This window comes from Kitasatospora sp. NPDC056651 (genome assembly GCF_042792155.1).
In the GTDB taxonomy this organism is placed as follows: Bacteria; Actinomycetota; Actinomycetes; order Streptomycetales; family Streptomycetaceae; genus Kitasatospora.
Window position 1 is genome coordinate 1 of the sequence record NZ_JBHTWX010000134.1, and the last position, 23,483, is coordinate 23,483.

Sequence of the window (23,483 nt, forward strand, 5' to 3'; positions counted from 1 at the left end):
TCCGAACGCGGCGGGCCCGGCCCGCACCCGGAGGTCATTCGCCACCCGGAGGGTTCGCCGAACGCAGGGTGTCCAGCCTGTGCCGGTACTCCTCCGCGTCGATCTCACCTCTGGCGAACCGCTCCGCGAGCAGCTGCTCCGGGGCCACCCCCGGGCCTCCGTCACCCCCCTGCCCGGTCTGCCCCGCCCATCCGGTCCGACCCCAACCTCCCGGGCCGGCCGGCCCGGACCCGCCGGGGCCCGATCCCGGCCGCCCGGGCGGGATCGGCTGCCGCGTCCGCGACACGTAGCGGAACAGGGCCACCGCGAGAAGCAGGACGATCACCAGGCACAGCAGCGTCCCGAACGCCATCAGTCCCACGCCCCAGCCACCCACGATGTGGCCGCGTCCGTGCCAGTACCTCATCAGGACCTCCTCCTCCGGCCCCGTCGGGGCCCTCCGAGGCGAGCAGCGCCTTACCACCATCGTGCGCCTGCCACCGGTGAAAGCCGCGTGAGGAGAGCACCGGAGGGCAGCCCGGCGCTCGACCCGGCGCGCACCCGGGTAGCGTGCCGCTCGTGACCCACCACCCGCCGCGCACGGCCCGCCCCCAGTGGCCAGCGGCCCACCAGCCGCCCACGGCCCACCAGCCACCGATAGGCCGCCACCAGCCGGCTGACGACCGCTCCCCCGATCAGCTCGTCGCCGCCGGGGTGCTGCGGCGCCACGTGGACCCGCACCCCCACCCGGCGCTCGGCCACTCCCCGATCGGCTACGTCGCCATCGAGCTCTGGGCCGAGCTCACCGCGCTCGCCATCGCGCCGGCCGCCGCCGAGGCCACCGCCACCGCCCTGCTGCGCGCGATCGCCGACCAGGCCGTGGACGCGGCCCTCGCCCCGGGCAACGAGGTCGCCCCGCGCGACGACCTGTACGTGACCGACCCCGCCCACATCGGCCCGCACCGTCGGGCGGTCTGGTTCCAGCGCTCCGGCCGAGGCGCCGCCCAGGACGCCGGGCACGAACCCCGCGACCCCTTCGCCCCCCGCGACCCCCACGCCGGGTGGGGATCACCCGGTCCGATCACCGCCGCCTTCGCGCCCCACGGACCATAGGCCGCCCGTCGGCTCAGCGCTCGACCTGGAGGCTGTGACACACCCAGCTCAGCCGGTCCGGCCCGCCGTACGGCGGTCTGGCGTGGTACGCCCCGTCCGCCACCGACATGTTGACGATCAGGTAGGCGTACCACCCGGCCCCGACCCCGTGCAGGTCCGCGTAGACCAGCTCGTCCTCCACGTACCAGTCCACCGAGTGCGCGCCGAGCACCACCCGCAGGCCGAAGGTCGCCCCCGGGCCGATCCCGGCACTCGCGCCGTGCCAGTAGCGGAAGCCGCCCCGGACGTGGTTGGAGATCTCCAGCAGGTCCGGGTTGTCCGGGTGGTACTCGAAGACGTCCACCTCGTTGCCGCCGTCCCGCCAGGTCCAGATGGCCGGCCAGGCGCCCAGTTCGACGGGCAGTGTCACGTCCGCCGTCAGCACGTCCCCGGTCTGGACCTGGAAGCTCTCCGGACTGCCCTCGGTAGTCAGCAGGTTGCAGCTCCACAGTCCGCCGTTGTGCCGCCTGGTCGCCGCGAACACCCCGTCGGGGCAGTACTGACGGCTGAGGTAGTCGAGTTTGTGGTCGCTCCGATTGGTCGGCCCCATCCGGGGATAGGCACTGCTGCGCCCGGCGATCCACTGACTGGTCGAAGTGAAGTCGGCGTCGAACACGACTGCCACGGCCGCCTCCCCGAAGCTCCGGCGCCCCGGCAGTCCACACCGCCGGGCACACAGGGTGAGTTACCCGATACCCTCCGCAGTATGCGAAGCGGGATCGTTCGACTCCGGGGACCAGCCCGTGGCTCCCGCCGGGGACACCGCCCGCCGGCCCGCCAACCCACCGCCCCACAGACCCACAGACCCACAGACCCACAGACCCACAGACCCACAGACCCACCGGCCATCCGGCCATCCGGCCACCCGGCCACCCGGCCACCCGGCCACCCGGCCACCCGGCCGACGGTCGCTCAGCCGACCGTCGCCGCGCCCCCGGCCCCCAGCCGATCGGTCACCGACACCACCCCGTCCACCGAGCGGCACAGGTTGAGCACGATCGGCACCAGGTGCGGCTCGGGCACGGTGCCGCTGAGCACCACCCGCCCCTGGTTGACCTCCACCCCGATCTCCGCGGGGCTGACCCCGTCGATCCGGCCGAGCACCTCCTCGACGATCTCCCGCCGGATCACGATGTCCTCCCGCAGGAACACCCGCAGCAGGTCGCCCCGGCTGACCATGCCGATGACCCGCCCCTCCTCGTCCAGCACCGGCAGCCGCTTCAGGCCGTGCCGGCTCATCGTCCGGGCCGCCGCGACCACGCTGACCTCGGGGGTGGTGCAGACCGGCTGCGCGGTCATCAGATCGGCCGCGGTCACCTCGCCGTCCGGGCCCGCCTGCGCCGACTCGGGCGCGGGCAGCAGGCTGGCCGGGTCATCCTGCGCGGCCAGGGTGCGCAGCAGGTCGGCCTCCGAGACCACGCCGAGCGGCCGCCCCTCCGGGTCGACCACGGGTACACCGGTGATGTCGTACTCGCTCAGCAGCGCCACGATCTCCCGGAATCCGGTCTCGGGCGAGACCAGGACCACGGGGCTGGTCATCACGGATTCGACGGTGGCATGCCGCACGCCGGTTCACCTCGTCAACGATGCTGGTCCGACCAGGCGCGGATCGTCCTGACCGGTTTACCGGCAGCATCCCCCGACCCGGCGCAAATAGCCAGGGGCCAAGGGGCCGAACGGACGGGACCTTGGGCCTCGGCCCACGAACACGCTTCCGACAGGCGGGGCCGGAGCCCAGCCGCTCAACCCGTGACCGTCGACCGACGGGACAGCTCCCGCTCGTAGTCCGGCAGCTCGACGCCGCTGACCCGCTTGCCCAGTTCCAGCATCCGGTCCAGCGCCCAGCGCCGGTTCAGCAGCGCGTTGCGGAACCGCAGCCCCGCCGCCGTGCGCGGGGCGAGGAAGGGCCCGGTCCGGTCCCCGCCCTTCTGGCAGCCCCGGGCGTAGCCGCGCAGCAGTTTCTCGTACCGGTCGAAGGCGGTCCGGTGGTCGCCGCGCGCCCGGGCGAGCTCGCCGGCGAGGACGTAGGCGGCCACCACCGCCGTCCCGGTGCCCATGCCCCCGATGGTCGCGCCGCAGGCGGCGTCGCCGATCAGGGCGATCCGGCCGGTCGACCAGACGGGCACGTCGGCACGGCTGATCGAGTCGAAGTACAGCTCGGGAGCCGCGTCCAGGGTCTCCAGCAGGTACGGCACCCGCCAGCCGAGGCCCGCGAAGGCGGCCCGGACCAGTGCCCGCTGCGGCGCCGCGTCGTGGCGGTCGTAGGGCAGCTCGGGCGAGGCGAAGAGGCAGAACGCGCCGGCCCGGCTCGGATCGCGGTGGGCGGCGCCGACGGACATCAGCCGGCCGGGTACGTTCAGGCCCACTCCGCCGACCGGCAGCCCGAGGTCGTTCGGCAGCTGCCAGGTGGCCGCGTAGTAGCCGAGGTGGCGGACGTGGTTCCGCTCGGGGCCGAAGGCGAGCCGGCGGACCGTGGAGTGCAGTCCGTCGGCGCCGATCACCAGGTCGAACTCGCGCGGCGCCGCGTGCCGGAAGGTGACCCGGACCGCGCGCGGGGTCTCTTCCAGCGCCGTGACCGAGTCCCCGAAGACGTACTCCGCACGGGTGCTGCTGTGCCGGTGGAGCAGCTGGGCCAGCTCACCGCGCGGCACCTCCAGGTCGCCGCCCGCGAATTCGGCGGGCAGGTGCAGCAGTCGGCGCCCGTCGGGTCCGACGAAGGTCATCGGGCTGCCGCCGGTGCCGACCGCGCGCAGTTCCTCCAGGACGCCCATCCGCTCCAGCACCGTGAGGTGGGTGCGGCCGCGGAAGTCGACGTCCTGACCGCCGGCGCGCAGCGCGGGGGCCAGTTCGACGACGGTCACCTCGAAGCCGTACCGGGCCAGCCAGTGGGCCAGCGCGGGACCGGCGATGCTCGCGCCCGAGATCAGGACCTTGGTGCTCATGGAAACCGCTCCGTCCGGAGGTCAAGAAACTGTGTCTGGCGGACACTGTTTGTTGCTGTGTACGGTAGACACAGTTGGACCGGCAGGGCAAGCCCCCAGGCGGGCGCCCGGTTCGGAGCACGGACAGCCGCCGGGAGACCCCGGACGGAACCTCAGGGCGGGATCCCGGGGCGGGATCCCAGGGCGGGATCCCAGGGCGGGACCTCAGGACGGGAGCGGACGGATGACCGAGGCGGCGAACGACGCGGTGCGGCTGCTCTGGGGACCGCCGGCCAGGCCGACCCGGGGGCCGAAGCCGGCCCTCAGCCTGGAGCGGATCGCCGCGGCCGGGGTCGAGGTCGCCGATGCGGAGGGCCTGGGCGCGGTCTCCATGCAGAAGGTGGCGGGGCTGCTCGACTTCACCAAGATGTCGCTCTACCGCTACGTCCCGGGCAAGGCCGAACTCATCGCCCTGATGGTCGAGTCGGCCGTCGGCCAGCCGCCGGCGGCGCCGGAGGGCACCGGCTGGCGGGACCAACTCACCGCCTGGGCCCACCACTTGGCCGACTCCTTCGCCCGGCACCCGTGGCTGCTGGACGCCACGGTCGGCCCTCGGGTGCTCGGTCCGCGGGAACTCGCCTGGCTGGAACGGGTGGTGGCGGCACTCGACGGCCACGGGCTGACCGGCCCCGAGCGGATGGACGCCGCCGTCCTGCTCACCGGACACGTGCGCGGGATCGTCGCCCAGTCCCGGGCCACCGGCCCGGCCGGCAACCCCGAGACCGAACTCCTCGCCGCCCTCGGCACCGTGGTCCAGGAGCACGCCGACCGCTTCCCCGCCGTCGCCGCCGCCATGGCCGATCCGGCGGGCCGTGACCAGGCGCTGGAATTCGGCCTGGAGCGCATCCTGGACGGCCTGGCCGCCCTGGTCGAACGCCGCACGAGCGCCGGCTGGTCCGGTCCGACCCGCTGAGCCACCTCAGTCGAGCCGATCCCCGGCAGCCTCGCCTTCACCGCTGCGGGCACCCCGCACCGGCCCCGCCCGCACCGGGAAAACCGCTCGAACCCCCGCCCGCCCGCTCGCTACCATCGCGCCCCATGGCGATGTTCGTGCACCTGACCTCCGCGGCCAACGCGCCGCGCATCCGCCGTGCCGGAATCCGCGCCGACAGCTGGGGCCAGGGCGGGGCACGCGGGGTGTACTGCTTCCCCGTGCTGCCCTCGTACACGCTGACCCACCAGTGGCTGCGCGAGCTGGCCCGGTTCGGCCCCAAGGGCGCACTCGTCGCGGTGCACATCCGGCTGGACGACGACCAGGAGGTCCTGGCCGGGCACTACGGCGACCGCGCCCGGGGTGCCCAGCGGCCGGTCAGCGCGGCCGAGGCGGTCCGCCGGATCGGCGCGCAGGCCGACCCCCGCGGGTGGGAGGTGTTCCTGTCGCGCGCGGTGGGCGCCCGCGAGGTGCACCGGATCCGCGCCGTGCCCCAGGTCTCCGGCTGGCGCTACGTCCCGGGCGCCCACGGCACCCGGCCCTGCACCTGCGCGGGCTGCCGGGTCGTCGGCGAGTACGGCAGCCGTCGGCTGCGCGAGCGCCACCCGCACCCGCTGGACGGCCCGCCGCCGCCCACCCGGGTGCTGCTCGCCCGGATCGCGGCGGCCGGCGATCCGGGCGATCCCGCCGAGCTGCGGGCCGCGCTGCACTGGTTCGGCCTGCGCCGCCGCGGCCCGGTGGACCGACTCGCCCGCCTGGCCTCCCACCCGGACCCGGAGGTACGGGCGGACCTGGTCTGGGCGGTGCGCCGCTGGTCCACCCCCGGCGTCGCCGAGCTGCTGGACGGTCTGGCGGACGATCCGCACCGGGACGTCCGGGAAGTCGTCGCGATGGCCCGGGCCGACTGAGTCCCGGGCCGACTGAGTCCCCCGGGACGCGGAGCCCTCCCGGACGCCGCCGCCGGCCGGCAGCGGCCGGCCGGAACCAGTCGGGAGCGGCCGCCCACGCGCCGCCGACCTGCGGAATCGCCCGTCGGCGTGCCCGTTCGGCCGATCCGGGTGATCATGGGACGAACCGCGTCTTCGGCGATTGGGCGCACCGGGCCGTCGGCCCGGGCGGCGCCCGGAAGGTGGACCGCGATGTTCCAGCTCCTGTGGATTCTGCTCATCGGCTTCGTGCTCGGCGTGATCGCCAAACTGATCCTGCGCGGACCGCAGTCGATCCCCTGGTGGCTCACCATGCTGCTCGGTGCCGCCGGGGCCTGGCTCGGCAACGCCGTCTCCGGCTGGATCGGCGTCCGGCACACCTCGGGCATCGACTGGATCCGTCACATCCTGCAACTCGCCTTCGCGGTCGCCCTGATCGCCTTCGTCTCACCCGCGTGGAGCAGGTCCCATCCGAGCCGCTGACCGGCCGGCGGCGGCGCCGCCCCCGTCGGAGCGCCGCACCGGCGGGGCACGGACCGACGGGGCACGGGCCGGTCCGTTCTCAGCCCGCCCGGACGGACCGGTTCGCACGCCGCCCGCGCGCCCGGACCGGGCCGAGCCGCACTCAGCCCACGTGCACCGCGGGCCGCCGTGACCGGTCCGGCTCGGCCTCCCGCAGCACCTCGCGGGTGACGGGCGCGATCTCGCCCTGCCCGAACAGGAAGAACCGCAGGAACTGGGCGAAGGGGTTGCCCTCGGTCCACTCGAAGTAGATGTGCGGCTGCTGCCCGGTGAGGTCGCGCACCTGGAGCAGCAGGGCGGCCAGCGCGTTGGGCACGCTGGAGCTCTGGAGCGCCAGCACCCGGTAGCGGTCGTGCAGCACCTCGCCACGCACGGTCAGTTCGGCCTCGAAGTCGGACGGGTCGAGCACGGTGACCTCGACGAAGACCAGGTCGTCCTCGGCCGGGATGTCGTTGTCCCGCCGGATCTGGTGGATCTTGTCGCGGTACTCGGCGAGGTCCCGGCTGTTCGGTTCGTTGGCGATCAGCCGCAGCGGCCGGTGCGTGTAGTCCCGGACGAACCGCGCCGCGACCTCGTCCAGCGCCACGTCGGTGACGCGCAGTTCGAAGGCGCGCTTGAGCCGGGAGAGGAAGGAGACCAGCATGATGCCGCCGATGAAGCAGGCGCCGATCTTGACGCCGTCCGGCCGCTCGGCGACGTTCACCACCGTGGTGTAGAGGAACACCGCGGAGATCGCCGCGAAGCCGATCCACCAGTGGTGCTGCCCGGCCCGGTGCGCGGCGATGGTGACGGCGATCGCGGCGGAGCTGATCAGCACCAGCACGCCGGTCGCGTAGGCGCCGCCCTGGGCGTCCACGTTGGCGTCGAAGATCCAGGTGACCAGGAAGGCGATCAGGGTGAGCACGATGACGGTCGGCCGCACGGCCCGGGCCCAGTGCGGGGCCATTCCGTAGCGGGGCAGGTAGCGCGGCATCAGGTTGAGCAGCCCGGCCATCGCGGAGGCCCCGGCGAACCAGAGGATGGCGATCGTCGAGAGGTCGTAGACGCTGCCGAAGGTGCTGCCCAGGTACTGGTGGGCGAGGTAGGCGAGCGCCCGGCCGTTGGCCTGGCCACCCGTCTTGAACTGGTCCGCCGGGATGAGCAGCGTGGTGATGAAGCTGGTGGCGATCAGGAACACGCTCATGATCACGGCGGCGGTGGTCAGCAGCTTGCGGGCGCCGCGGATGCGGCCGGTGGGCTTCTCCTCGGTGTCGTCCGGGTCGCCCTCGATGTGCGGCATCACGGCGACGCCGGTCTCGAAGCCGGACAGGCCGAGCGCCAGCTTCGGGAAGACGATCAGCGCGACGCCGATCATCGCGAGCACGTTGCCGTGTTCCACGGTCAGCGCGTCGGTCCAGTCGTGGAACACGTGCGGGGCCTTGAGCACGTGCCAGAGCCCGTTGGCCACCACCACCACGTTCAGCGAGAGGTACACCGCGACCAGCACCACGGCCAGGCCGATCGCCTCGCTGAAGCCCTTGAGGAAGACGGCGCCGAGCAGCGCGATCATGATCATGGTCAGGGTGATCTGCTTGCCGGTCAGGGCGGCGTGCAGGTGCGGGTTCTCCACCAGGTGGGCGCTGGCATCGGCCGCCGAGAGCGTGATGGTGATCATGAAGTCGGTGGCCGCGAAGCCCAGCAGGGTCAGGACGAAGAGCTTGCCCTTCCAGAACGACAGCAGCCGCTCCAGCATCGCGATCGAGCCCTGTCCGTGCGGGCTCTCCTGGGCGACCCGGCGGTAGACGGGCAGCGCGCCGAGCAGGGTGACGACCACCAGCACGATGGTCGCCAGCGGCGAGACCAGGCCGGCCGCGAGCGCGGCGATGCCGGGCTGGTAGCCGAGCGTGGAGAAGTAGTCCAGGCCGGTCAGGCACATCACCCGCCACCAGCGCTGGCCCTTCTCGGCCGGCGCCTCGGCGTGCGGGCCGGGGTGCTGCTTGGCCATGTCCGACAGGCCGTCCAGCAGCCAGGCCCGGAACCGCTCGCGCCGATCGGAGGGCGCCGCCCCCGGTCCGGCCGACCCCGACGAAACCACGTGCACCCCTGTCCACGACTGTCCACGACTCGGCCGGGCGCGCACCGCTCCGGCCCCCCGGCGGCCGCCGGACGGCGGGCCTGGTCAGGCTAGGGGACCGGTGCGCCGCCGCCGGACGGCGCGCGGGCCGACACGCCCGGGGTGCGCCCGTACGGCCCTGCCCGGCCGCGGACCGGCCACGACGGCGCTGCCGGGCCCCGGCGGCGCCCGGGGTCTGGCGAGGCGGTCTGCACGGACCTCGCGAAACACGCGAGGATGTCCGGGCGCACCGACACGGCGGGCCCGCGCGGCACAGCGGGCCCGCGCGGCACGACGCACGACCGGTCGGCACGACGCACCATCGGTCGGGCGGCGCACCCACGGACACGGGCAGGATCAGGAAGCGGGCCGGGAAACCGGCCGGAGAACACGGAGGTCGCGGTGGCGGAGCCGAGTCGGCGGAGGATCCTGGGCCTGGGCCTGATGGCGGCGGCCGTCACCTCCTGCGGCCCCCGCCACCCGGATCCGGCCGCCCCCGCCCCGCACCCGTCCGCCCCGGCGTCCGCCGCCGCTGCCACCGCCGGCCCCGCCCCGGGCACCCCGGAGAGCGAGCGGTCCCAGCCCGGCAACGCCGACTGGGAGATCACCGACCCCGGTCCGGACGGCGCCATCGAGGGCTTCGCCGACCGGGTCAGCGTGCTGCCCGGCGAGACCTTCGGCCTGCACGTGTCCACCCCGGCCGCCGCGTTCACCGTCTCCGCCTACCGGATGGGCTGGTACGACGGCGCCCGCGCCCGGCTGGTCTGGCGCCGCGAGCACGTGCCCGGCACCAAGCAGGCCGCACCGCACGTGGACCCGGTGACCCGCGCCGTGCTGACCGGCTGGCAGCGCACCCTCGCGGTGGACACCGCCGGCTGGCCCGAGGGCGCCTACCTGCTGCGCCTGGACGCCGAGGACGGCTCCGGCCGGCGCTACGTCCCGCTCACCGTCCGCTCGGCCACCACCGCGGGCCGGACCGTGGTCATGAGTGCCCCGGCGACCTGGCAGGCCTACAACGAGTGGGGCGGCTACAGCCTCTACAACGGCCCGACCGGCGGCCTGGCCACCCGTTCGCTGGAGGTCGTCTTCGACCGGCCGTACGACTACGACCACGGCGCCGGCCTGTTCCTGGTGTACGAGGCACCGCTGGTCGCCCTCGCCGAGCGGCTCGGCCTGCCGCTCGCCTACACCACCGGCATCGACGTGGCCCGTGAGCCCGGTCTGCTGGCCGGGGCGGGCGCCGTGCTGTCGCTCGGCCACGACGAGTACTGGTCGCCCGAGCAGCGCGCCCACGTGACGGCGGCCCGGGACTCCGGCACCAATCTGGCGGTCCTGGGCGCCAACTGCTGTTTCCGCCGGGTCCGGTTCGAGCCCACCGACCTCGGACCGGACCGCACGGTGGTCTGTTACAAGGACGCCTGGGCCCAGGACCCCGGCCACCGGGCGGGAGGCCCGGCGACCACCGACTTCCGGGCCGCCCCCGGCGCCGACCCGGAGAGCTCGATGCTCGGCGTCATCTACGACGGCTATCCGGTGGACGCCCCGTACGTGGTCACCTCGCCCGGCCACTGGGCCTTCGAGGGAACGGGCGTCGCCGCCGGGGCGTCCTTCCCGCACCTGGTGGGCGTGGAGTACGACCGGGTGAACACCGGCTTCCCCACCCCTCGCCCGATCGAGGTGATCGCCCACTCCCCCGTGGTCTGCGACGGCCGACACTCCCACTCCGACACCGCGTACTACACCGTGCCGAGCGGTGCCGGGGTATTCGCCACCGGGACGATGCGCTGGGTCGAGGCGCTGGAGGCGCGCGGCCCCGGCGGCGGGCGGGCCGACCACGGCATCGACTCGCACGCCGGTGACCTGGTCCGCCGGGTCACCGAGAACGTCCTGCGCGCCTTCGCCGCCGGGCCGGCGGGCCGCACCCGTCCGGCCCAGGACAACCTGGCGGCGGTCTACGGCACGGCGTAGCGGGCCCGGTTCAGCGGTCGGCGGGCGGGGTGAAGGTCTCCGCGGGGCCGAAGTCCGAGTAGTGCTCCTTCGTCACGACCCGCTGACCGGCGACCGCCGTGGACCGCGCGCCGCGGACCATCCGGCCGAGCCGGTCGATCCACAGGTCGCAGTCGGCCTCGTCCGGGCCAGCGGGCCCGTCACCGGGCGCATCGTGTTCGAACGGGTTCGCCCCCTGCCCGGAGCACCGGGAGGCTTGAGCCCCCGATACACTCACACGGTCCAACCACCAAAGATCATCAGGAAATCCGACCGGTACGGCAGCGTGCCGTCGGCACGGGCACGAGGGAAACAGAACATGGTCGAGGCCTCCCCCAAGGTCGTTGTTGTCGTCCCCACGTACAACGAGCGGGAGAACCTCCCGGTGCTCGCGGGCCTGCTCGCCGAGCTTCCGGTGCCCGACCTGCACCTGCTGGTGGTCGACGACAACTCCCCCGACGGCACCGGCGAGATCGCCGACAAACTCGCCGCGGACTCCGGCGGCACCGTGAGCGTGCTGCACCGCACCGAGAAGGACGGTCTCGGCCGCGCCTACCTGGCCGGCATGGCCAGGGCCCTGGACGACGGCGCCGACATCGTGGTGCAGATGGACGCCGACCTCTCCCACCCCGCCTCGGTGATCCCCACCATGGTCGAGACGCTGCTGACCGACGGCACCGCCGTGGTGCTGGGCTCCCGCTACGTCCCCGGCGGCTCGACCGCCTCGGAGTGGCCCTGGCACCGCAAGGCGCTCTCCGCCTGGGCGAACCTCTACGTCAACACGATCCTCAGCCTCGGGGTGAAGGACGCCACCGCGGGGTTCAAGGCCTGGCGGGCGACCACCCTGCGCGCCATCGACCTGCCGACCGTGCGCAGCAACGGCTACTCGTTCCAGGTCGAGATGAACTACCGGGTCGTCAAGCGGGGCATGACGATCCGCGAGGTGCCGATCCGCTTCGAGGAGCGGATCGAGGGCGCCTCGAAGATGAGCATGAGCGTCCAGGTCGAGTCCGCGCTCGCCCCCTGGAAGCTGCGCTTCAACCGCGACAGCTGACGGGCGCCGGCCCGGGCTGGCCCGGCCGGCCCGGGTCGACGCGGTCGTGTCGATGCGGTCGTGTCGATGCGGTCGTGTCGATGCGGTCGTGTCGATGCGGTCGTGTCGATGCGGTCGTACGGGTGCCGCACGGCCCGGCGACCGGTGTGAAGGACCGCCACGGGGAAAGAAGGGCGACATGGCCCTTCTCCCGGAGTCCCTCACGGACCTGGTCCGCCGCGGCGCCCGAGACCCCTTCGTGGTCCAGACCGTCCGGGCCACCGTCGCGGCCACCATCGCCTACGCGGTGGCGACGCGGCTCAGCAGCGAGCCCGCCCCGCTGACGGCGCCGCTGACCGCGCTGCTGGTCGTCCAGGTCACCGTCTACTCGACGCTCAAGACCAGCGTCCGCCGGGTCAACTCGGTGGTGGTCGGCGTGCTGATCGCGATCGGGTTCAGCGCCGTGGTCGGGCTCTCCTGGTGGAGCCTCGGGCTGATCATCCTGGCCTCACTGGTCGTCGGCCGCTTCGTCCGGGTCGAGGAGTTCGTCCAGGAGGTCGCGATCAGCGCGATGCTGATCCTGGGCGTCACCAAGCTCGCCTCGCAGGCCTGGGACCGGGTGCTGGAGACGCTCATCGGCGCCGCCGTCGGCCTGCTGTTCAACCTGGTGTTCGCGGCGCCGGTCTGGGTGGACACCGCCGGGGAGTCGATCGAGGACCTCGCCCGGCGGGCCCGCCAGCTGCTGCTCGACATCTCCGAGGAGCTGGGCCGCCCCACCCCGGTGGCCCGGGCCGCCGAGCGGCTGCACGAGGCCCGCCGGCTGGACCAGGCCATCGCCGACGTGGACGCGGCGCTGCGCCAGGCCGAGGACAGCCTGCGGTTCAACCCCCGGATCAGCGAGGGGCTGCTGTCCCGGCTGGTGCTGCGGACCGGGCTGGACACCCTGGAGATCTGCGTCGTGGTGATCCGGGTGCTGGCCCGCTCGCTGACCGACCTGGCCAAGCGCCGCGGGCCCGACGAGGAGCTCTTCCCGCCGGACGTCGCGGTGGGGCTGGAGGAACTGCTGGCGCACGTCGGCGGCGCGATGGTGAGCTACGCGGTGCTGGTGACCACCCAGGTGAGCCGCAACGCCGAGGAGGCGGAGGAACGGCTGACCGCCGAGCTGGCGGCGGCCTGGACCTGCCGGGACAACGTCGCCCAGGTGCTGCTGCGCAAGGTCCAGGAGCACCCGGAGGCCTGGCAGCTGCACGGTTCGATACTGGCCGAGGTGGACCGCATCCTGGACGAGATGGACCTGGAGCACCGCAGCCGGCGGCTGATGGAGGAGCTGGACCGGGCCTCGGTGGCGAACCGGGAACGGTTCTCCCGCTACGCCTGGCTGCGCCGCCTGGTGCGCGGTGAGCGGGCGCGCGACGGCCGGACGGCCGCCACGGCGGAGCACCCGGCGGCGTAGCGCCGGAACCTCCGCCGCGACGGGGCCGTGCTCAGGGCATCAACCAGGGCTGCTGCGGCAGCGGGTGGCCGGTCTCCAGGTAGGTCTTGAGGTTGGCGAGCACCGCCGACCAGCCCTGTTCGGAGTCCGCCCGCGCGGCCTCGTCGCCGAGGTTCTCGTGGGTGACGGTGAGCCGGGTGAGGTCCTGCCAGCCCTGGATCTCGAAGGTGACCCTGGAGGGCCACCCCGAGCGCTGCTCCTGCGGCCCGGCCCAGGTGGTGACCAGCCGGTGCGGGCGGTCGGCCGCCTCCACGCTGCCGATCACGTCGGCGATGCCGGAGCCGTCGGCCCGCTGGTGCTCCCAGGGCGCGCCGGGCAGCCAGGTGGAGACGTTGCGGTGGCCCCAGTAGACACCGGACTCGTCGGCGTTGGTGAGTGCGTGCCAGACCCGCTCGGGGGTGGCCCGCAGGTAGGTGATGCCGCGGTGGCTGAGGGCGGTCACGGCCTCACCCCTCGGCCGCGTCGAGCAGCGGCTGGATCTCGATCTTCCGCATCCGCAGCATGACCGCCATGACCCGGGCCGCCTTGGCCCGGTCCTCGTCGCCGACCAGGTCGAGCAGCACCCGCGGGGTGATCTGCCAGGAGAGGCCGTAACGGTCCTTGAGCCAGCCGCACGGGCCGTCCTGGCCGCCGTCGGCGGTGAGCTTCGCCCAGAGCTCGTCGACCTCCCGCTGGTCGTCGCACTCCACCTGGAGCGAGATCGCCTCGGTGAAGCGGAACTCGGGGCCGCCGTTGAGGGCCGTGTACGGGCGGCCGGCGAGCTCGAACTCGACGGTCATCACCGAGCCGGCCGGGCCGGGGCCGGCGTCGCCGTAGCGGGTGGTCTTGATGACCCGGGAGTCCGGGAACAGCGTGGTGTAGAAGGCGGCGGCCTCTTCGGCCTGGTGGTCGTACCAGAGGAAGGTGCTGATCTTCTGCATGCGCCCGACCGTAGCGGCGGGCCGCGACCGGACCGCCGAGCCACGGCCGGGGGTCACCGGATCGGCGCCCCCGGCCGGTTGACCACCGCTCAGTGCACCCAGCCCGCGTAGCGCTGGACGAAGCGCCGGCCGGTGTGGGCGGTCACGATGACGTCGTAGCGGCCCTGCCGGTCCAGCGGCCAGGCCAGGTCGGCCTGCTTGCCGGGCTTGACCCAGACGGTCTGCGCGCTGCCCGCGAAGTCGTTGGGCACGGCGGTGAAGGCCACGTCGGTCATCCCGTCGTTGGCCAGTTCCAGGGTCAGCTTGCGGTTGCCGCGCAGGTCGGCGGTGACGATCGGCACGCCGACGTCGTTCTGGCCGTCCTGCCCGTCGCGGACCACGGTGCCGGCGAAGCGGCGCACGAAGCCGTCCGGGCCGTGCACGGTGAAGTCGTAGCGGCCGCCGGTCGCGGCGGCGTCCCAGACGTGGCGGGCGGTGGCGCCGGGGGCGACGGTGTACGGGGTGCCGGAGAAGGGCAGCAGGATGTTCGGGTAGACGGTGTAGGGGAAGGCCACCGAGCCGTCGTTGCTCATCACGCAGGTGACCTTGCCGGTCTTCCGGTCCACCTCGACGTCGGCCCACGGCTGGTACGGCAGCGGGCGGTGCGGGCGCTCGCCGCGCTCCTGGACCGGCATCGCCTGGGCGCCGACCGCCGGCAGCGCCACACCGGGCAGCTTGGTGCCCGCGTCGGCCCTGGCCATCAGGGCCTTGGTGTCGGGCAGTGCCGGGATCGAGTGCTCCGGGGCGGCGAAGTCGAAGCAGCTGGTGAGGTCGCCGCAGACGGACCGGCGCCAGGCCGAGATGTTGGGCTCGGCCACCCCGGTGACCAGCTCCATGAAGCGCAGCACCGAGGTGTGGTCGAACACCTGGGAGTTGACCCAACCGCCGCGCGACCAGGGCGAGATGACCCACAGCGGCACCCGGTTGCCGAGGCCGATGGCCCGGCCGTGGGTGAACTCCTCGGGGGTGCCGGGCTCGGGGGTGGGCGGCACGACGTGGTCGAAGTAGCCGTCGTTCTCGTCGTACATCACCAGGAAGACGGTGTGCCGCCAGACCTCCGGGTTGGACATCAGCGACTTCAGGGCCTGGTCGACCCAGTGCGCACCGTAGGCCGGGCCGGCCTCCGGGTGCTCGGAGAACAGGTAGGGCGCGACCAGCCAGGAGACGGTCGGCAGGGTGCCGTCCTTGCAGTGGCGGTCGAAGTCGGCCGGGTCGAACTTGGTCATCGCGTTGACGTACCGCGGGTCGTCGTGCGGGAAGTCGTGGAACTGCTTGAAGTAGGAGAGCGCGTTGTCGTCGTAGTCGCCGGTGCGGTCGTCCTTGCTGGGGTTGTGGTAGACCCGCCAGCTGACGCCGGCCGCCTCCAGGCGCTCGGCGTAGGTGGTCCAGTCGGCGACGGGGTTGTCGGTGACCGGGGTGTTGTCGATCCACGGGCCGGTGGTGCCGTCGCGGCCGGGGCCCGAGGTGCCGGTCCACAGGTACAGGCGGTTGGGGTCGGTCGGGCCGGCCAGCGAGGTGAAGTAGGCGTCGCAGACGGTGAACGCGTCGGCCAGGGCGTACTGGTAGGGGATGTCGTCCCGGGTGAAGTAGCCCATGGTGCGCTCGCCCTTGGCGGCGATCCACTTGTCCATCGCGCCGTTGTTGATGGCCTGGTGGCCGGTGGCCCAGTCGTGCGGGAGGCCGCCGGCGTTCTGCGCGTTGTACTTGGCGGTGTCCATCCGGTACGGCAGCATCACTCCGCCGTCGCTGCGCCGGCTGTCGGGCTGGCGGAACACGTCGGTGCCGTCGGGGAATTGGAGCGCCTGCTTGTCGCCGAAGCCGCGGACGCCGGACAGGGTGCCGAAGTAGTGGTCGAAGGAGCGGTTCTCCTGCATCAGGACGACGACGTGCCTGACGTCCTTGACGGTGCCGGTGAGCGGGGAGCCGGGCTTGGGGCCGGCGGCGGGGGCCGGGGCGGCGGCGGCCTGGGTGGCCGCCAGGCCGGTCAGGGCGGTGGCGCCGGCGGCCGCGGTGGCGCCGACGAAGGTGCGGCGGGAGAGCTCGGGCATGGCGAACTGGCCTCTCGGGGCTGGTGTTTGGGGAGCCTGGGCGCTCGGAGTCAGGGGGCTCGGATCCGGCTGGTTCGGAGCTGGAGGGGATGGTCCCGGATCCGGCGGGTTCAGAGCTGGAAGGTGGCGACCGCGGCGGCGGTGTCGGAGGGCCACTCGTTGGCGGCGGCGCCGGACTCGGGCTGCGGCCAGTCGGCGACCAGGGTGTGCGCCTCGACCAGCTTCAGCGGGCCCGCGTACTGGACGTAGTCGATGCGGTCCTGGGGCTCCGGGCGCTCGCCGCGCCGCTTGCGGGTGGGCGACCAGGTGGTGCCCGGGGCCTTGACCGGGTCGCGGTTCTCCTCGCGGAAGGTGTCGGTCAGCCCGGCCGCCTGGAGCGCCACGGTGACCGGCCAGGCGAGCGCGCCGACCCCCTGGTGGGCGGCGGCGGTGGCGGCCGTCCAGTCCCGGTGCGAGGGCGAGGAGAGCGCGCCGCCGAGCACCACCGGGGTGCGCCGGGCGATGTCCGCGCGCACGGCGGCGGCCAGCGCCTTGGCCTGCTTCAGCCGCGGCGAGCCGTTCTCGGCGGCCACCACCTCGGCGGCGGTCCGGCCGTCCTGGACGGCGTGCGGGCCGTAGCCCGCCTCGTCCAGGTGGGCAGCCCAGAAGCGCACGGTGCGGCCGCCGGGCAGCCGGAGGGTGGCCGCGGCGGCGGGCAGGTCGGCGGTCGGCGGGGTGATGTCCGTGAGCGGGTGACGGCTGAGGATGCCGACGCTGCCCGGGCTCTGGTAGGCGTACCAGCCGAGGGCGTCGGCCAGGGTCGCGGCCCGCTCCCCCGCGGTCTCCTGGAGGGCGAGCACGTCCAGGCCCTGGGCGAGGACCACCCGCAGCTGCTTCTCCAGCGCGTCGGTGTGGGCCGCGCCCGCGTCGTGGAGGTTCCAGCTGGCGACCTTGAGCCGCGGCGCGGTGGCCGGGTCCACCACCGGGACGAGGACGGTGACGGTGTCGGTGGCGCCCGCGCTGTCCTTGACGCCGACGACGACCACCTCGGGGGTCTTGCCGGGGGTGGCGGGCGCGGTGCCGGTGAGCGTGCCGTCGGCGCTGACGGAGACCCAGGCCGGGCCGCCGACCTTGCGGTGGGCGGCGGAGCCGGGCGGGTTGCCGGCCGGGCGGGACCAGAGGCCGCCGAGCTTGACCGTCACGGCGGCACCCGGGGCGACGGGCGTGGCGGTGAACGCGTCGACGGCGGCGTGCGGGCGGACGACGACGGGCTTGGGGCGGAAGTCGAACGGCTCGGTGCGGGCGAGGATGCCGTAGCCATCCTTGGCGAGCAGGTAGGCGGTGTACGGGCCGCCGGTCAGCGCGGAGGTGTCGAGCTGGACGTCTCCCGAGGTGCCCGGGGTGTACTTCCACAGCAGCGAGCCGCCGTTGCCGGGCTGGCGGCTGCCGTCGTAGATGCCGACCCAGTTCTTGGCGTCGGGGGCGTCGGTGGTCCAGCGGAAGGTGAGCCGGTCGCCCTCGGTGGGGTTGCCGGAGGAGCTGAGCGTCAGGGTGCTGCCTGTGGCCACGGTTGTCCTGTCCGCCGCCCCGGGCCCGGGCCGCCGGGGGACGGCGCGCCGGTGACGGGTACGGCTGGTCACGGGGCTGGGAGAAGGAGGCGCGCACAGTTGGCTGTACAACTGCGGGCGGGCCTCATTCACCCGAAGCCCGGCGACCGGTGCGTGAACGACGCATGACGGCGTGTCGGGCGGTGCGGGAACTTCGTCGGGCACTCCGCCGGGGCCCGACGACACACGCCGAGGACACGCCCCGACGACACACGCCGAGGGCCGCGGCGGACGCGACCACCGCGGCCCTCGGCGGACCGTGCTACCGAAGGGCGCCCGGGCGGCCGCCCCCGTGTCGGGCCAGGGTGTCAGGCCAGGGCGAGGAAGAGCTTCTCCAGCTCGGCCTCGCTCATCGGCGGGGCGCCCTCCTCGGCACCGGCCATGCACTGGCGCATGCCGCTCGCGACGATCTTGAACCCGGCCCGGTCGAGCGCGCGCGACACGGCGGCGAGCTGGGTGACCACGTCCTTGCAGTCCCGGCCCGCCTCGATCATCGCGATCACTCCGGCCAACTGGCCCTGCGCGCGACGCAGTCGGTTCAGGACCGCGCCGACCGCCTCCTCGTCCACCTGCATGTCGGGCCCGCCTTTCACATCGACTCCCGATGGACAAGTGTACCCGGCGGGGTATCCATTCCCGGGTGGCGAAAGCCGTGCCCCCGCCGCCGCCCGTCCCGGGTGCGACTCAGCGGCGGGCCAGGCGGCGCTCCCCGCCGGCCCCGGTCGCGTACGGGATCTCGTAGTGCGCGAACACGGCGGGCTCGTCCTCGACCGGCAGCACGTCGTCCGTGCCGATCGCGGGAGCCTGCTTCACCTGGTTGCGCGGGTGCGCCACCCGGACGTAGTCCGGCCCGGCCACCGCCCCGTCCAGCGGGACGAACACCAGGCGGCGCCGGCCGGCGAAACCGAGCGTGACGGTGGCGAAGAACGGCTCGTCGCTGGCCGTCTCCACGTAGACGGACTCCAGCGAGCCGATCCGGCGGCCCTTCTCGTCGAGCACGGCGCGGCCCCGCCACTCACGGATGTCTGCCATCGCGATTCCCACCGCCCGACCTCCCGTCCCCGGTGCTTCCACTGCCCCGGCCTTCCATCCTGCGCCGGGGGCGGCGGGGGCGCGCGGCGAGCCCGCGGGGCCTTCCCGCCCGGCGGACCCCGCCCGACGAAGCGGTCCCGCCCGACGAAAGGGACATACGGGGAGGCCCGAAAGGGACATACGGGGGTGACCCGGCCAACCGGCACCAAGGCCGTGACCAGGGCTTTAGGCTGTCGGCCAGCAGGGCCGGGAGCGGGTCGAGCGGACCCACCGGCGGGGTCCGGGGCGGAGAAGAGGGCGACCGTGGAGCACGAGAACACGTGGGAGTCGGGCGGGGGCAGGATCCCGGCCGATCTTCGGCCCGAGATCCCGCACCCGGCCCGGATGTACGACTACTACCTGGGCGGCAAGGACAACTTCCCCGCCGACCGCGCCGCCGCGGAGACGGCGCTCGCCGCCAATCCGGAGTTCCGCTCCACCGCCCGCGCCAACCGGGGCTTCCTCACCCGCGCGGTGCGGTACGTCGCCGACAGCGGCATCGACCAGTTCCTCGACATCGGCACCGGCATTCCGACGGCCGGGAACACCCACGAGATCGCCCGGAGCGCCAGACCGGACGCGCGGGTCGTCTACGTGGACAACGACCCGATCGTGCTCAGCCACGCCCGCGCCCTGATGGCCGGCTCGGGCCCCGGCCGCACCACCGTCATCCAGGCCGACCTGCGCGAACCCGCGGCGGTGCTGGAGGCGGTCCGGGAGGCGGACCTGCTCGACTTCGCCCGGCCCGTCGGACTCGTCCTCGCAGCCGTGCTGCACTTCCTGCGGGACGAGGACGAGCCGTACCGGGTCGTCGCCACCCTGCTGGACGCCCTGCCCTCCGGCAGCCACCTGGTCCTCTCGCACGGCACCGCGGACTTCATCCCGGCCGAGATCCGCGACCGGGTCACCGGCGTCTACGACAAGGCCACCGCGCCCCTGGTCGGCCGCTCCCGCGAGGAGGTCCTGGCCTTCTTCGAGGGCCTCGACCTCCTCGACCCCGGCGTGACCACCGTCCCGCTCTGGCGCCCCGGGACGGCCCCCGCACCCGGCGCCGACCGGGTCAGCATGTACGGCGCGGTGGCCCGCAAGCCCTGAGGCCCGTCGGCACGGCTGCCCAGGTATCCGACGTCCGCGTGCCGCGGACGATCCCACGCCGGACGCCGCGGCCGGCCGCGCCGGATTCCGCACAGTGATCCAGACCACCTTGAGCGGAACCGACCGCCCGGTGAAGGATGGACGGTTCGAGCACGTCAGTTGTGGCGGTTCCGGCGAGAACCGCGTGATCGGGGAGGCCGTATGATCATCGCCCGCGAAACGGAGTTCGACCGCGACGAGGTGTTCGAGCTGTACGACGCGGTGGAGTGGAAGGGCTACACCAGCGACGTCGACAAGCTGATGCGCGGCCTGGCCAACTCCCATCTGGTCGTCACCGCGCGCGACGAGTCCGGGGACCTGCTCGGGCTGGCCCGCACCGTCTCCGACGACGAGGCGGTCTGCTACGTCCAGGACGTCCTGGTCCACCCCCGCCACCACCGCGAGGGCGTGGGGCGCGCGCTGATGGAGCACCTGATGGACCGCTACGCGCACTGCCGGTTCTTCCTGCTCTCCACCGACCACGAGTCCACGCCGGAGGGCGTGCGCAACCACGCCTTCTACCGTTCCTTGGGCTTCCTCTCCTACGAGGAGAAGGAGATGTCCGCCTTCGGGCTCCGCCGGGTCCGCCCGCCGCGCCCCGGAGCGGAGCGGGGCCAGGGCTGACCCCGCCCCGCTCGCCGTCGGTTCTCGCCGGCCGCCCGCTCGCCGTCCCTCCGAAGGCCCGCTCAGGCCGGACGGCCGGGGGGCACCAGGCCGGTCTGGTAGGCGATGGCGACGAGCTGGGCGCGGTCGCGGGCGTCCAGCTTGGACATCGCCCGGTGGACGTGGGTCCGGACGGTGAAGGGGCTGACGAACATCCGCTCGGCGATCTCCTCGTTGGTGAGGCCGGTGGCGGCCATCGACATCACCTCGCGCTCACGGGCGGTGAGGACGGACAGCCGCTCGCTCGCGGGGGTGGCGGACGCCTGATCGGGCTGGGCCAGCAGCTGGTCGATCACGGCCCGGGTGGCGGCGGGCGAGAGCAGCGGCTCGCCCGCAGCGACGGTGCGGACGGCGGCGAGCAGCTCGTTCGGGTCGGCACCCTTGCCGAGGAAGCCGCCGGCGCCCGCGCGCAGCGCCTGGGCCACGTACTCGTCTATCTCGAAGGTGGTGAGGATCAGCACCCGGGTGCCGGCCAGCTCCTCGTCGCCGCAGATCTCGGCGGTGGCGCCGAGGCCGTCGGTGCCGGGCATCCGGATGTCCATCAGCACGACGTCGGGCCTGGTGGCCCGGGCGAGCTCGACGGCCTCCCGGCCATCGGCGGCCTCGCCGACCACCTCCATGTCCTCCTCCGCCTCGATCAGCATGCGGAAGGCGCCGCGCAGCAGGGCCTGGTCGTCGGCGAGCAGTACCCGGATGGTCATGCGTGGTCCCTGTCCTCTCGAACGGCGCGGTCCGCTCGGGCGGCGCGGTCGTCCTGTCCTTCGGCTGGTGTCGGGCGGTCGGCGTGGTCGGCGTGGTCGGCGTGGTCGGTGCGGTCGGCGTGGTCCGTGTCGGTGCGCACACTCCGGGCGGTGAGGTCAGCGCCGACGACGCGGGCGCTGAGGTCGTCACGAACGGTACGGGCCGCCCGGGCCACGTCGGCGGCGGTGAGCGCGGCCGCGGCCTGGGGGCCGTCGTCCCGGGCGCCGGTGCGCAGCGGCAGTTCGGCGACGACCAGGAAGCCCCCGTCGGGCCGCCGGTCGGCGCTGAGCCGGCCGCCGACCGCCCCGGCCCGTTCGCGCATGCCGATCAGGCCGAAGCCGCTCTCGCCCGGGGGGTGCTGGGACCGGGGGACGGCCCGGGGGCGGCCGGTCGCGGTCGGCCGGCCGTTGGCGACGCTCACGGCGACCCGGGTGCCGCTGTAGGCCAGGGTGACCTCGGCGTCCGCCCCGTGGGCGTGCTTGGCCACGTTGGTCAGCGACTCCTGGACGATCCGGTAGGCGGTGAGGTCCACACCGGGCGACAGCGGGCGGGCCTCGCCCTCGACGGTGAGCCGGACCGGCAGGCCGGCCCGCTCGAAGGTGCCGATCAGCTCGGGCAGCCGGTCGAGGCCGGGGGCGGGTTCGAGCGGGGCGGGCTCCTCGGCGCGGCGCAGCAGGCCGACGGTGGCGCGCAGCTCCTGGAGGGCCGAGCCGGTGGCGTCGGTGATGTGGCTGAGCACCTCGCGGGCCTTGACGGGGTGGCGGTCCATGAGGTGGACGGCGATGGCGGCCTGGGCGTTGGCCAGGGCGATGTGGTGGGCCACGACGTCGTGCAGGTCCCGGGCGATCCGGATCCGCTCGTCGGCGACCCTTCGGCGGGCCTCCTCCTCGCGGGTGCGCTCGGCCCGTTCGGCGCGCTCCTCGATGGCCGCGAGGTGGACGCGGCGGTTGCGGATGGAGTCGCCGAGGGCGCCGGGCAGCAGGGCCCAGGCCACGACGCCGATCCGTTCGCCGATCGCCCCGCCGGGGCCCAGCAGCAGGGAGGTCCCGGTGAGCAGCACGGTTGTGAGGACGGAGACGCGGAAGGCGGTCGCGCGGTCGGTACGGACGGCGAGGAAGTAGAGCGAGAGCAGCAGAGGGGCGGACAGCATCGGGGTGAGCCGGGGGGCGCTCCAGACGAGCAGCATGGTGCAGAACAGGGTGAAGAACACCACTGCGCGCGGCCGACGGCGGTGGAAGAACACCGCGACTGCTGAGACGAGCGCGAGGACGCAGGTCATCGGGTCGACCTTGACGAACTTCCCGGCGGCCTGGTCGGTGGTGGCGCCGAGGGCGGTGATCACGATCAGGGCCACCCCTCCGGCCGCGTCGAGCAGCCGCGGATGGTCGCGGCGCAGGCGCTGCCAGGTGTCGCTCATGCTCGTGCTCTCCGGGTCGGGGGGCTTGGTCGCGCCCTCGCCGGGCGGCGCCAGTTCGTGCCGCGCCGGCCCGGCGAGGGGGCGGCGGGGTGCGGTCGGGGGCCGTCGCGCGTGCGACGGCCCCTGACGTCAACGGTAACGGTTGGGCTCGAACCGGTGTCCGAGCCGACCGGTGCCGGACCCGGCCGGTGCCGGGCAGGCCCGGGTTCGCGCCCGGCCCGGCCCCGCGCGACGGCGGGCCGGGCCGGGCGGTACCTCGTGTCAGACGGTGACCGGCTCCCGGTCCGGGGTGGACTCGGGGGCGGCGGCCTCCAGCTTGCTGCCCTCGACGTCCACGTCGGGTATCAGCCGGTCCAGCCAGCCCGGCAGCCACCAGGCGCGGCGGCCGAGCAGGGCGAGGACGGCCGGGACGATGGTCATCCGGACGACGAAGGCGTCGAAGGCGACGGCGGCGGCGAGGCCCAGACCCATCATCTTGATCATCGGCTCGCTCATCCCGATGAAGCCGGCGAAGACGGCGATCATGATGAACGCGGCGGCGGTGACCACCCGGGCGTTGTGGCGGAAGCCGGTGACGATCGCCTCGTCGGGGGACTCGCCGTGGACGAAGCCCTCGCGGATCCGGGTCACGAGGAAGACCTCGTAGTCCATGGCGAGGCCGAAGACCACACCGATCATGAAGATCGGCATCATGCTCATCACCGGGCCGGTCTGCTCCACGCCGATCAGACTGGCCAGCCAGCCCCACTGGAAGACGGCGACCACGGCGC

General features: G+C 73.9%; 24 protein-coding genes. 9 read left to right on the top strand and 15 right to left on the bottom strand.

The genetic code is table 11. The features are described 5' to 3' along the window. Nucleotides 1–34: 34 nt before the first annotated feature. Nucleotides 35–406 carry an SHOCT domain-containing protein gene (locus tag ACFRAR_RS34260; protein ID WP_380703476.1) on the bottom strand — a complete coding sequence of 124 codons (372 nt, stop codon included), beginning with the start codon at nucleotides 404–406 and terminating at the stop codon, nucleotides 35–37. A gap of 152 nt (nucleotides 407–558) precedes the next feature. Here ACFRAR_RS34260 and ACFRAR_RS34265 point away from each other — a divergent pair, with 152 nt between their 5' ends. Then, entirely contained in the window at nucleotides 559–1,092 is a 534-nt protein-coding gene (locus tag ACFRAR_RS34265) for a hypothetical protein (protein WP_380703478.1), read from the top strand. Between the two features lie 13 nt (nucleotides 1,093–1,105). Here the strand turns inward: ACFRAR_RS34265 and ACFRAR_RS34270 are convergent, their stop codons facing one another. The 3 genes from ACFRAR_RS34270 to ACFRAR_RS34280 form a co-directional block, all read right to left on the bottom strand. Next, nucleotides 1,106–1,756, bottom strand: a complete 651-nt coding sequence (locus tag ACFRAR_RS34270) for a beta-glucanase (RefSeq protein WP_380703480.1) — start codon at nucleotides 1,754–1,756, stop codon at nucleotides 1,106–1,108. 287 nt (nucleotides 1,757–2,043) lie between these two features. Continuing rightward, on the bottom strand, nucleotides 2,044–2,697 hold the full coding sequence (locus ACFRAR_RS34275) for a CBS domain-containing protein (protein ID WP_380703482.1): 654 nt from the start codon (nucleotides 2,695–2,697) through the stop codon (nucleotides 2,044–2,046). 176 nt (nucleotides 2,698–2,873) lie between these two features. Further along, entirely contained in the window at nucleotides 2,874–4,073 is a 1,200-nt protein-coding gene (locus ACFRAR_RS34280; RefSeq protein ID WP_380703484.1) for an FAD-dependent monooxygenase, read from the bottom strand. Nucleotides 4,074–4,296: 223 nt separating this feature from the next. Between ACFRAR_RS34280 and ACFRAR_RS34285 the strand changes: the two genes are divergently transcribed. The 3 genes from ACFRAR_RS34285 (at nucleotide 4,297) to ACFRAR_RS34295 (ending at nucleotide 6,452) form a co-directional block, all read left to right on the top strand. Beyond that, nucleotides 4,297–5,025, top strand: coding sequence for a TetR/AcrR family transcriptional regulator (locus tag ACFRAR_RS34285; RefSeq protein ID WP_380703486.1), 729 nt, complete (start codon nucleotides 4,297–4,299; stop codon nucleotides 5,023–5,025). 125 nt (nucleotides 5,026–5,150) lie between these two features. After that, nucleotides 5,151–5,951, top strand: coding sequence for a HEAT repeat domain-containing protein (locus ACFRAR_RS34290; RefSeq protein WP_380703488.1), 801 nt, complete (start codon nucleotides 5,151–5,153; stop codon nucleotides 5,949–5,951). Nucleotides 5,952–6,182: 231 nt separating this feature from the next. Next, entirely contained in the window at nucleotides 6,183–6,452 is a 270-nt protein-coding gene (locus tag ACFRAR_RS34295) for a GlsB/YeaQ/YmgE family stress response membrane protein (protein WP_380703490.1), read from the top strand. Nucleotides 6,453–6,594: 142 nt separating this feature from the next. On the opposite strand, the gene ACFRAR_RS34300 is transcribed toward ACFRAR_RS34295, so the two are convergent. Further along, entirely contained in the window at nucleotides 6,595–8,475 is a 1,881-nt protein-coding gene (locus tag ACFRAR_RS34300; RefSeq protein WP_380703521.1) for an amino acid transporter, read from the bottom strand. A 552-nt stretch (nucleotides 8,476–9,027) separates the two neighbouring features. Between ACFRAR_RS34300 and ACFRAR_RS34305 the strand changes: the two genes are divergently transcribed. After that, a complete protein-coding gene (locus ACFRAR_RS34305; RefSeq protein ID WP_380703523.1) occupies nucleotides 9,028–10,551 on the top strand; it encodes a N,N-dimethylformamidase beta subunit family domain-containing protein in 1,524 nt (507 codons plus the stop codon). 10 nt (nucleotides 10,552–10,561) lie between these two features. Here the strand turns inward: ACFRAR_RS34305 and ACFRAR_RS34310 are convergent, their stop codons facing one another. Continuing rightward, entirely contained in the window at nucleotides 10,562–10,807 is a 246-nt protein-coding gene (locus ACFRAR_RS34310) for a hypothetical protein (RefSeq protein WP_380703492.1), read from the bottom strand. A gap of 81 nt (nucleotides 10,808–10,888) precedes the next feature. Here ACFRAR_RS34310 and ACFRAR_RS34315 point away from each other — a divergent pair, with 81 nt between their 5' ends. After that, a complete protein-coding gene (locus ACFRAR_RS34315; protein WP_380703494.1) occupies nucleotides 10,889–11,623 on the top strand; it encodes a polyprenol monophosphomannose synthase in 735 nt (244 codons plus the stop codon). Nucleotides 11,624–11,801: 178 nt separating this feature from the next. Then, nucleotides 11,802–13,055, top strand: a complete 1,254-nt coding sequence (locus ACFRAR_RS34320) for an aromatic acid exporter family protein (RefSeq protein WP_380703496.1) — start codon at nucleotides 11,802–11,804, stop codon at nucleotides 13,053–13,055. 31 nt (nucleotides 13,056–13,086) lie between these two features. Here ACFRAR_RS34320 and ACFRAR_RS34325 read toward each other — a convergent pair whose 3' ends face one another. The 6 genes from ACFRAR_RS34325 to ACFRAR_RS34350 form a co-directional block, all read right to left on the bottom strand. Then, entirely contained in the window at nucleotides 13,087–13,536 is a 450-nt protein-coding gene (locus ACFRAR_RS34325; protein ID WP_380703498.1) for an SRPBCC domain-containing protein, read from the bottom strand. Between the two features lie 4 nt (nucleotides 13,537–13,540). Beyond that, nucleotides 13,541–14,014: a VOC family protein gene (locus ACFRAR_RS34330; RefSeq protein ID WP_380703500.1), complete on the bottom strand. Its 474-nt coding sequence runs from the start codon at nucleotides 14,012–14,014 to the stop codon at nucleotides 13,541–13,543. A gap of 89 nt (nucleotides 14,015–14,103) precedes the next feature. Continuing rightward, nucleotides 14,104–16,101, bottom strand: a complete 1,998-nt coding sequence (locus ACFRAR_RS34335; protein ID WP_380703502.1) for a phosphocholine-specific phospholipase C — start codon at nucleotides 16,099–16,101, stop codon at nucleotides 14,104–14,106. Between the two features lie 110 nt (nucleotides 16,102–16,211). After that, on the bottom strand, nucleotides 16,212–17,648 hold the full coding sequence (locus tag ACFRAR_RS34340) for an endonuclease/exonuclease/phosphatase family protein (protein ID WP_380703504.1): 1,437 nt from the start codon (nucleotides 17,646–17,648) through the stop codon (nucleotides 16,212–16,214). Nucleotides 17,649–17,995: 347 nt separating this feature from the next. Then, on the bottom strand, nucleotides 17,996–18,262 hold the full coding sequence (locus ACFRAR_RS34345) for a metal-sensitive transcriptional regulator (protein ID WP_380703506.1): 267 nt from the start codon (nucleotides 18,260–18,262) through the stop codon (nucleotides 17,996–17,998). Between the two features lie 109 nt (nucleotides 18,263–18,371). Continuing rightward, nucleotides 18,372–18,719 carry a PRC-barrel domain-containing protein gene (locus ACFRAR_RS34350; RefSeq protein WP_380703508.1) on the bottom strand — a complete coding sequence of 116 codons (348 nt, stop codon included), beginning with the start codon at nucleotides 18,717–18,719 and terminating at the stop codon, nucleotides 18,372–18,374. Between the two features lie 303 nt (nucleotides 18,720–19,022). Between ACFRAR_RS34350 and ACFRAR_RS34355 the strand changes: the two genes are divergently transcribed. Both ACFRAR_RS34355 and ACFRAR_RS34360 read left to right on the top strand, forming a co-directional pair. Beyond that, on the top strand, nucleotides 19,023–19,853 hold the full coding sequence (locus ACFRAR_RS34355) for an SAM-dependent methyltransferase (protein WP_380703510.1): 831 nt from the start codon (nucleotides 19,023–19,025) through the stop codon (nucleotides 19,851–19,853). Between the two features lie 201 nt (nucleotides 19,854–20,054). Further along, complete coding sequence (locus ACFRAR_RS34360; RefSeq protein ID WP_380703512.1) at nucleotides 20,055–20,516, top strand: GNAT family N-acetyltransferase; 462 nt, start codon at nucleotides 20,055–20,057, stop codon at nucleotides 20,514–20,516. Between the two features lie 62 nt (nucleotides 20,517–20,578). Here the strand turns inward: ACFRAR_RS34360 and ACFRAR_RS34365 are convergent, their stop codons facing one another. The 3 genes from ACFRAR_RS34365 to ACFRAR_RS34375 all read right to left on the bottom strand — a co-directional run. Continuing rightward, nucleotides 20,579–21,256, bottom strand: a complete 678-nt coding sequence (locus ACFRAR_RS34365; protein ID WP_380703514.1) for a response regulator — start codon at nucleotides 21,254–21,256, stop codon at nucleotides 20,579–20,581. After that, entirely contained in the window at nucleotides 21,253–22,713 is a 1,461-nt protein-coding gene (locus ACFRAR_RS34370) for a sensor histidine kinase (protein ID WP_380703516.1), read from the bottom strand. The genes ACFRAR_RS34365 and ACFRAR_RS34370 overlap by 4 nt, the downstream gene beginning before the upstream one ends. A 261-nt stretch (nucleotides 22,714–22,974) precedes the next feature. Continuing rightward, the coding region (locus tag ACFRAR_RS34375; protein WP_380703519.1) for an MMPL family transporter at nucleotides 22,975–23,483 on the bottom strand (509 nt) is incomplete at its 5' end.

Bases quoted from the DNA above. Each gene is read 5' to 3' on its own strand.
- ACFRAR_RS34350 (WP_380703508.1), bottom strand. From the start codon at position 18,719: ATGGCAGACATCCGTGAGTGGCGGGGCCGCGCCGTGCTCGACGAGAAG.
- ACFRAR_RS34315 (WP_380703494.1), top strand. From the start codon at position 10,889: ATGGTCGAGGCCTCCCCCAAGGTCGTTGTTGTCGTCCCCACGTACAAC.
- ACFRAR_RS34360 (WP_380703512.1), top strand. From the start codon at position 20,055: ATGATCATCGCCCGCGAAACGGAGTTCGACCGCGACGAGGTGTTCGAG.
- ACFRAR_RS34330 (WP_380703500.1), bottom strand. From the start codon at position 14,014: ATGCAGAAGATCAGCACCTTCCTCTGGTACGACCACCAGGCCGAAGAG.
- ACFRAR_RS34335 (WP_380703502.1), bottom strand. From the start codon at position 16,101: ATGCCCGAGCTCTCCCGCCGCACCTTCGTCGGCGCCACCGCGGCCGCC.
- ACFRAR_RS34345 (WP_380703506.1), bottom strand. From the start codon at position 18,262: ATGCAGGTGGACGAGGAGGCGGTCGGCGCGGTCCTGAACCGACTGCGT.
- ACFRAR_RS34365 (WP_380703514.1), bottom strand. From the start codon at position 21,256: ATGACCATCCGGGTACTGCTCGCCGACGACCAGGCCCTGCTGCGCGGC.
- ACFRAR_RS34260 (WP_380703476.1), bottom strand. From the start codon at position 406: ATGAGGTACTGGCACGGACGCGGCCACATCGTGGGTGGCTGGGGCGTG.
- ACFRAR_RS34280 (WP_380703484.1), bottom strand. From the start codon at position 4,073: ATGAGCACCAAGGTCCTGATCTCGGGCGCGAGCATCGCCGGTCCCGCG.
- ACFRAR_RS34300 (WP_380703521.1), bottom strand. From the start codon at position 8,475: ATGGCCAAGCAGCACCCCGGCCCGCACGCCGAGGCGCCGGCCGAGAAG.
- ACFRAR_RS34290 (WP_380703488.1), top strand. From the start codon at position 5,151: ATGGCGATGTTCGTGCACCTGACCTCCGCGGCCAACGCGCCGCGCATC.
- ACFRAR_RS34305 (WP_380703523.1), top strand. From the start codon at position 9,028: ATGGCGGCGGCCGTCACCTCCTGCGGCCCCCGCCACCCGGATCCGGCC.
- ACFRAR_RS34320 (WP_380703496.1), top strand. From the start codon at position 11,802: ATGGCCCTTCTCCCGGAGTCCCTCACGGACCTGGTCCGCCGCGGCGCC.
- ACFRAR_RS34295 (WP_380703490.1), top strand. From the start codon at position 6,183: ATGTTCCAGCTCCTGTGGATTCTGCTCATCGGCTTCGTGCTCGGCGTG.
- ACFRAR_RS34285 (WP_380703486.1), top strand. From the start codon at position 4,297: ATGACCGAGGCGGCGAACGACGCGGTGCGGCTGCTCTGGGGACCGCCG.
- ACFRAR_RS34370 (WP_380703516.1), bottom strand. From the start codon at position 22,713: ATGAGCGACACCTGGCAGCGCCTGCGCCGCGACCATCCGCGGCTGCTC.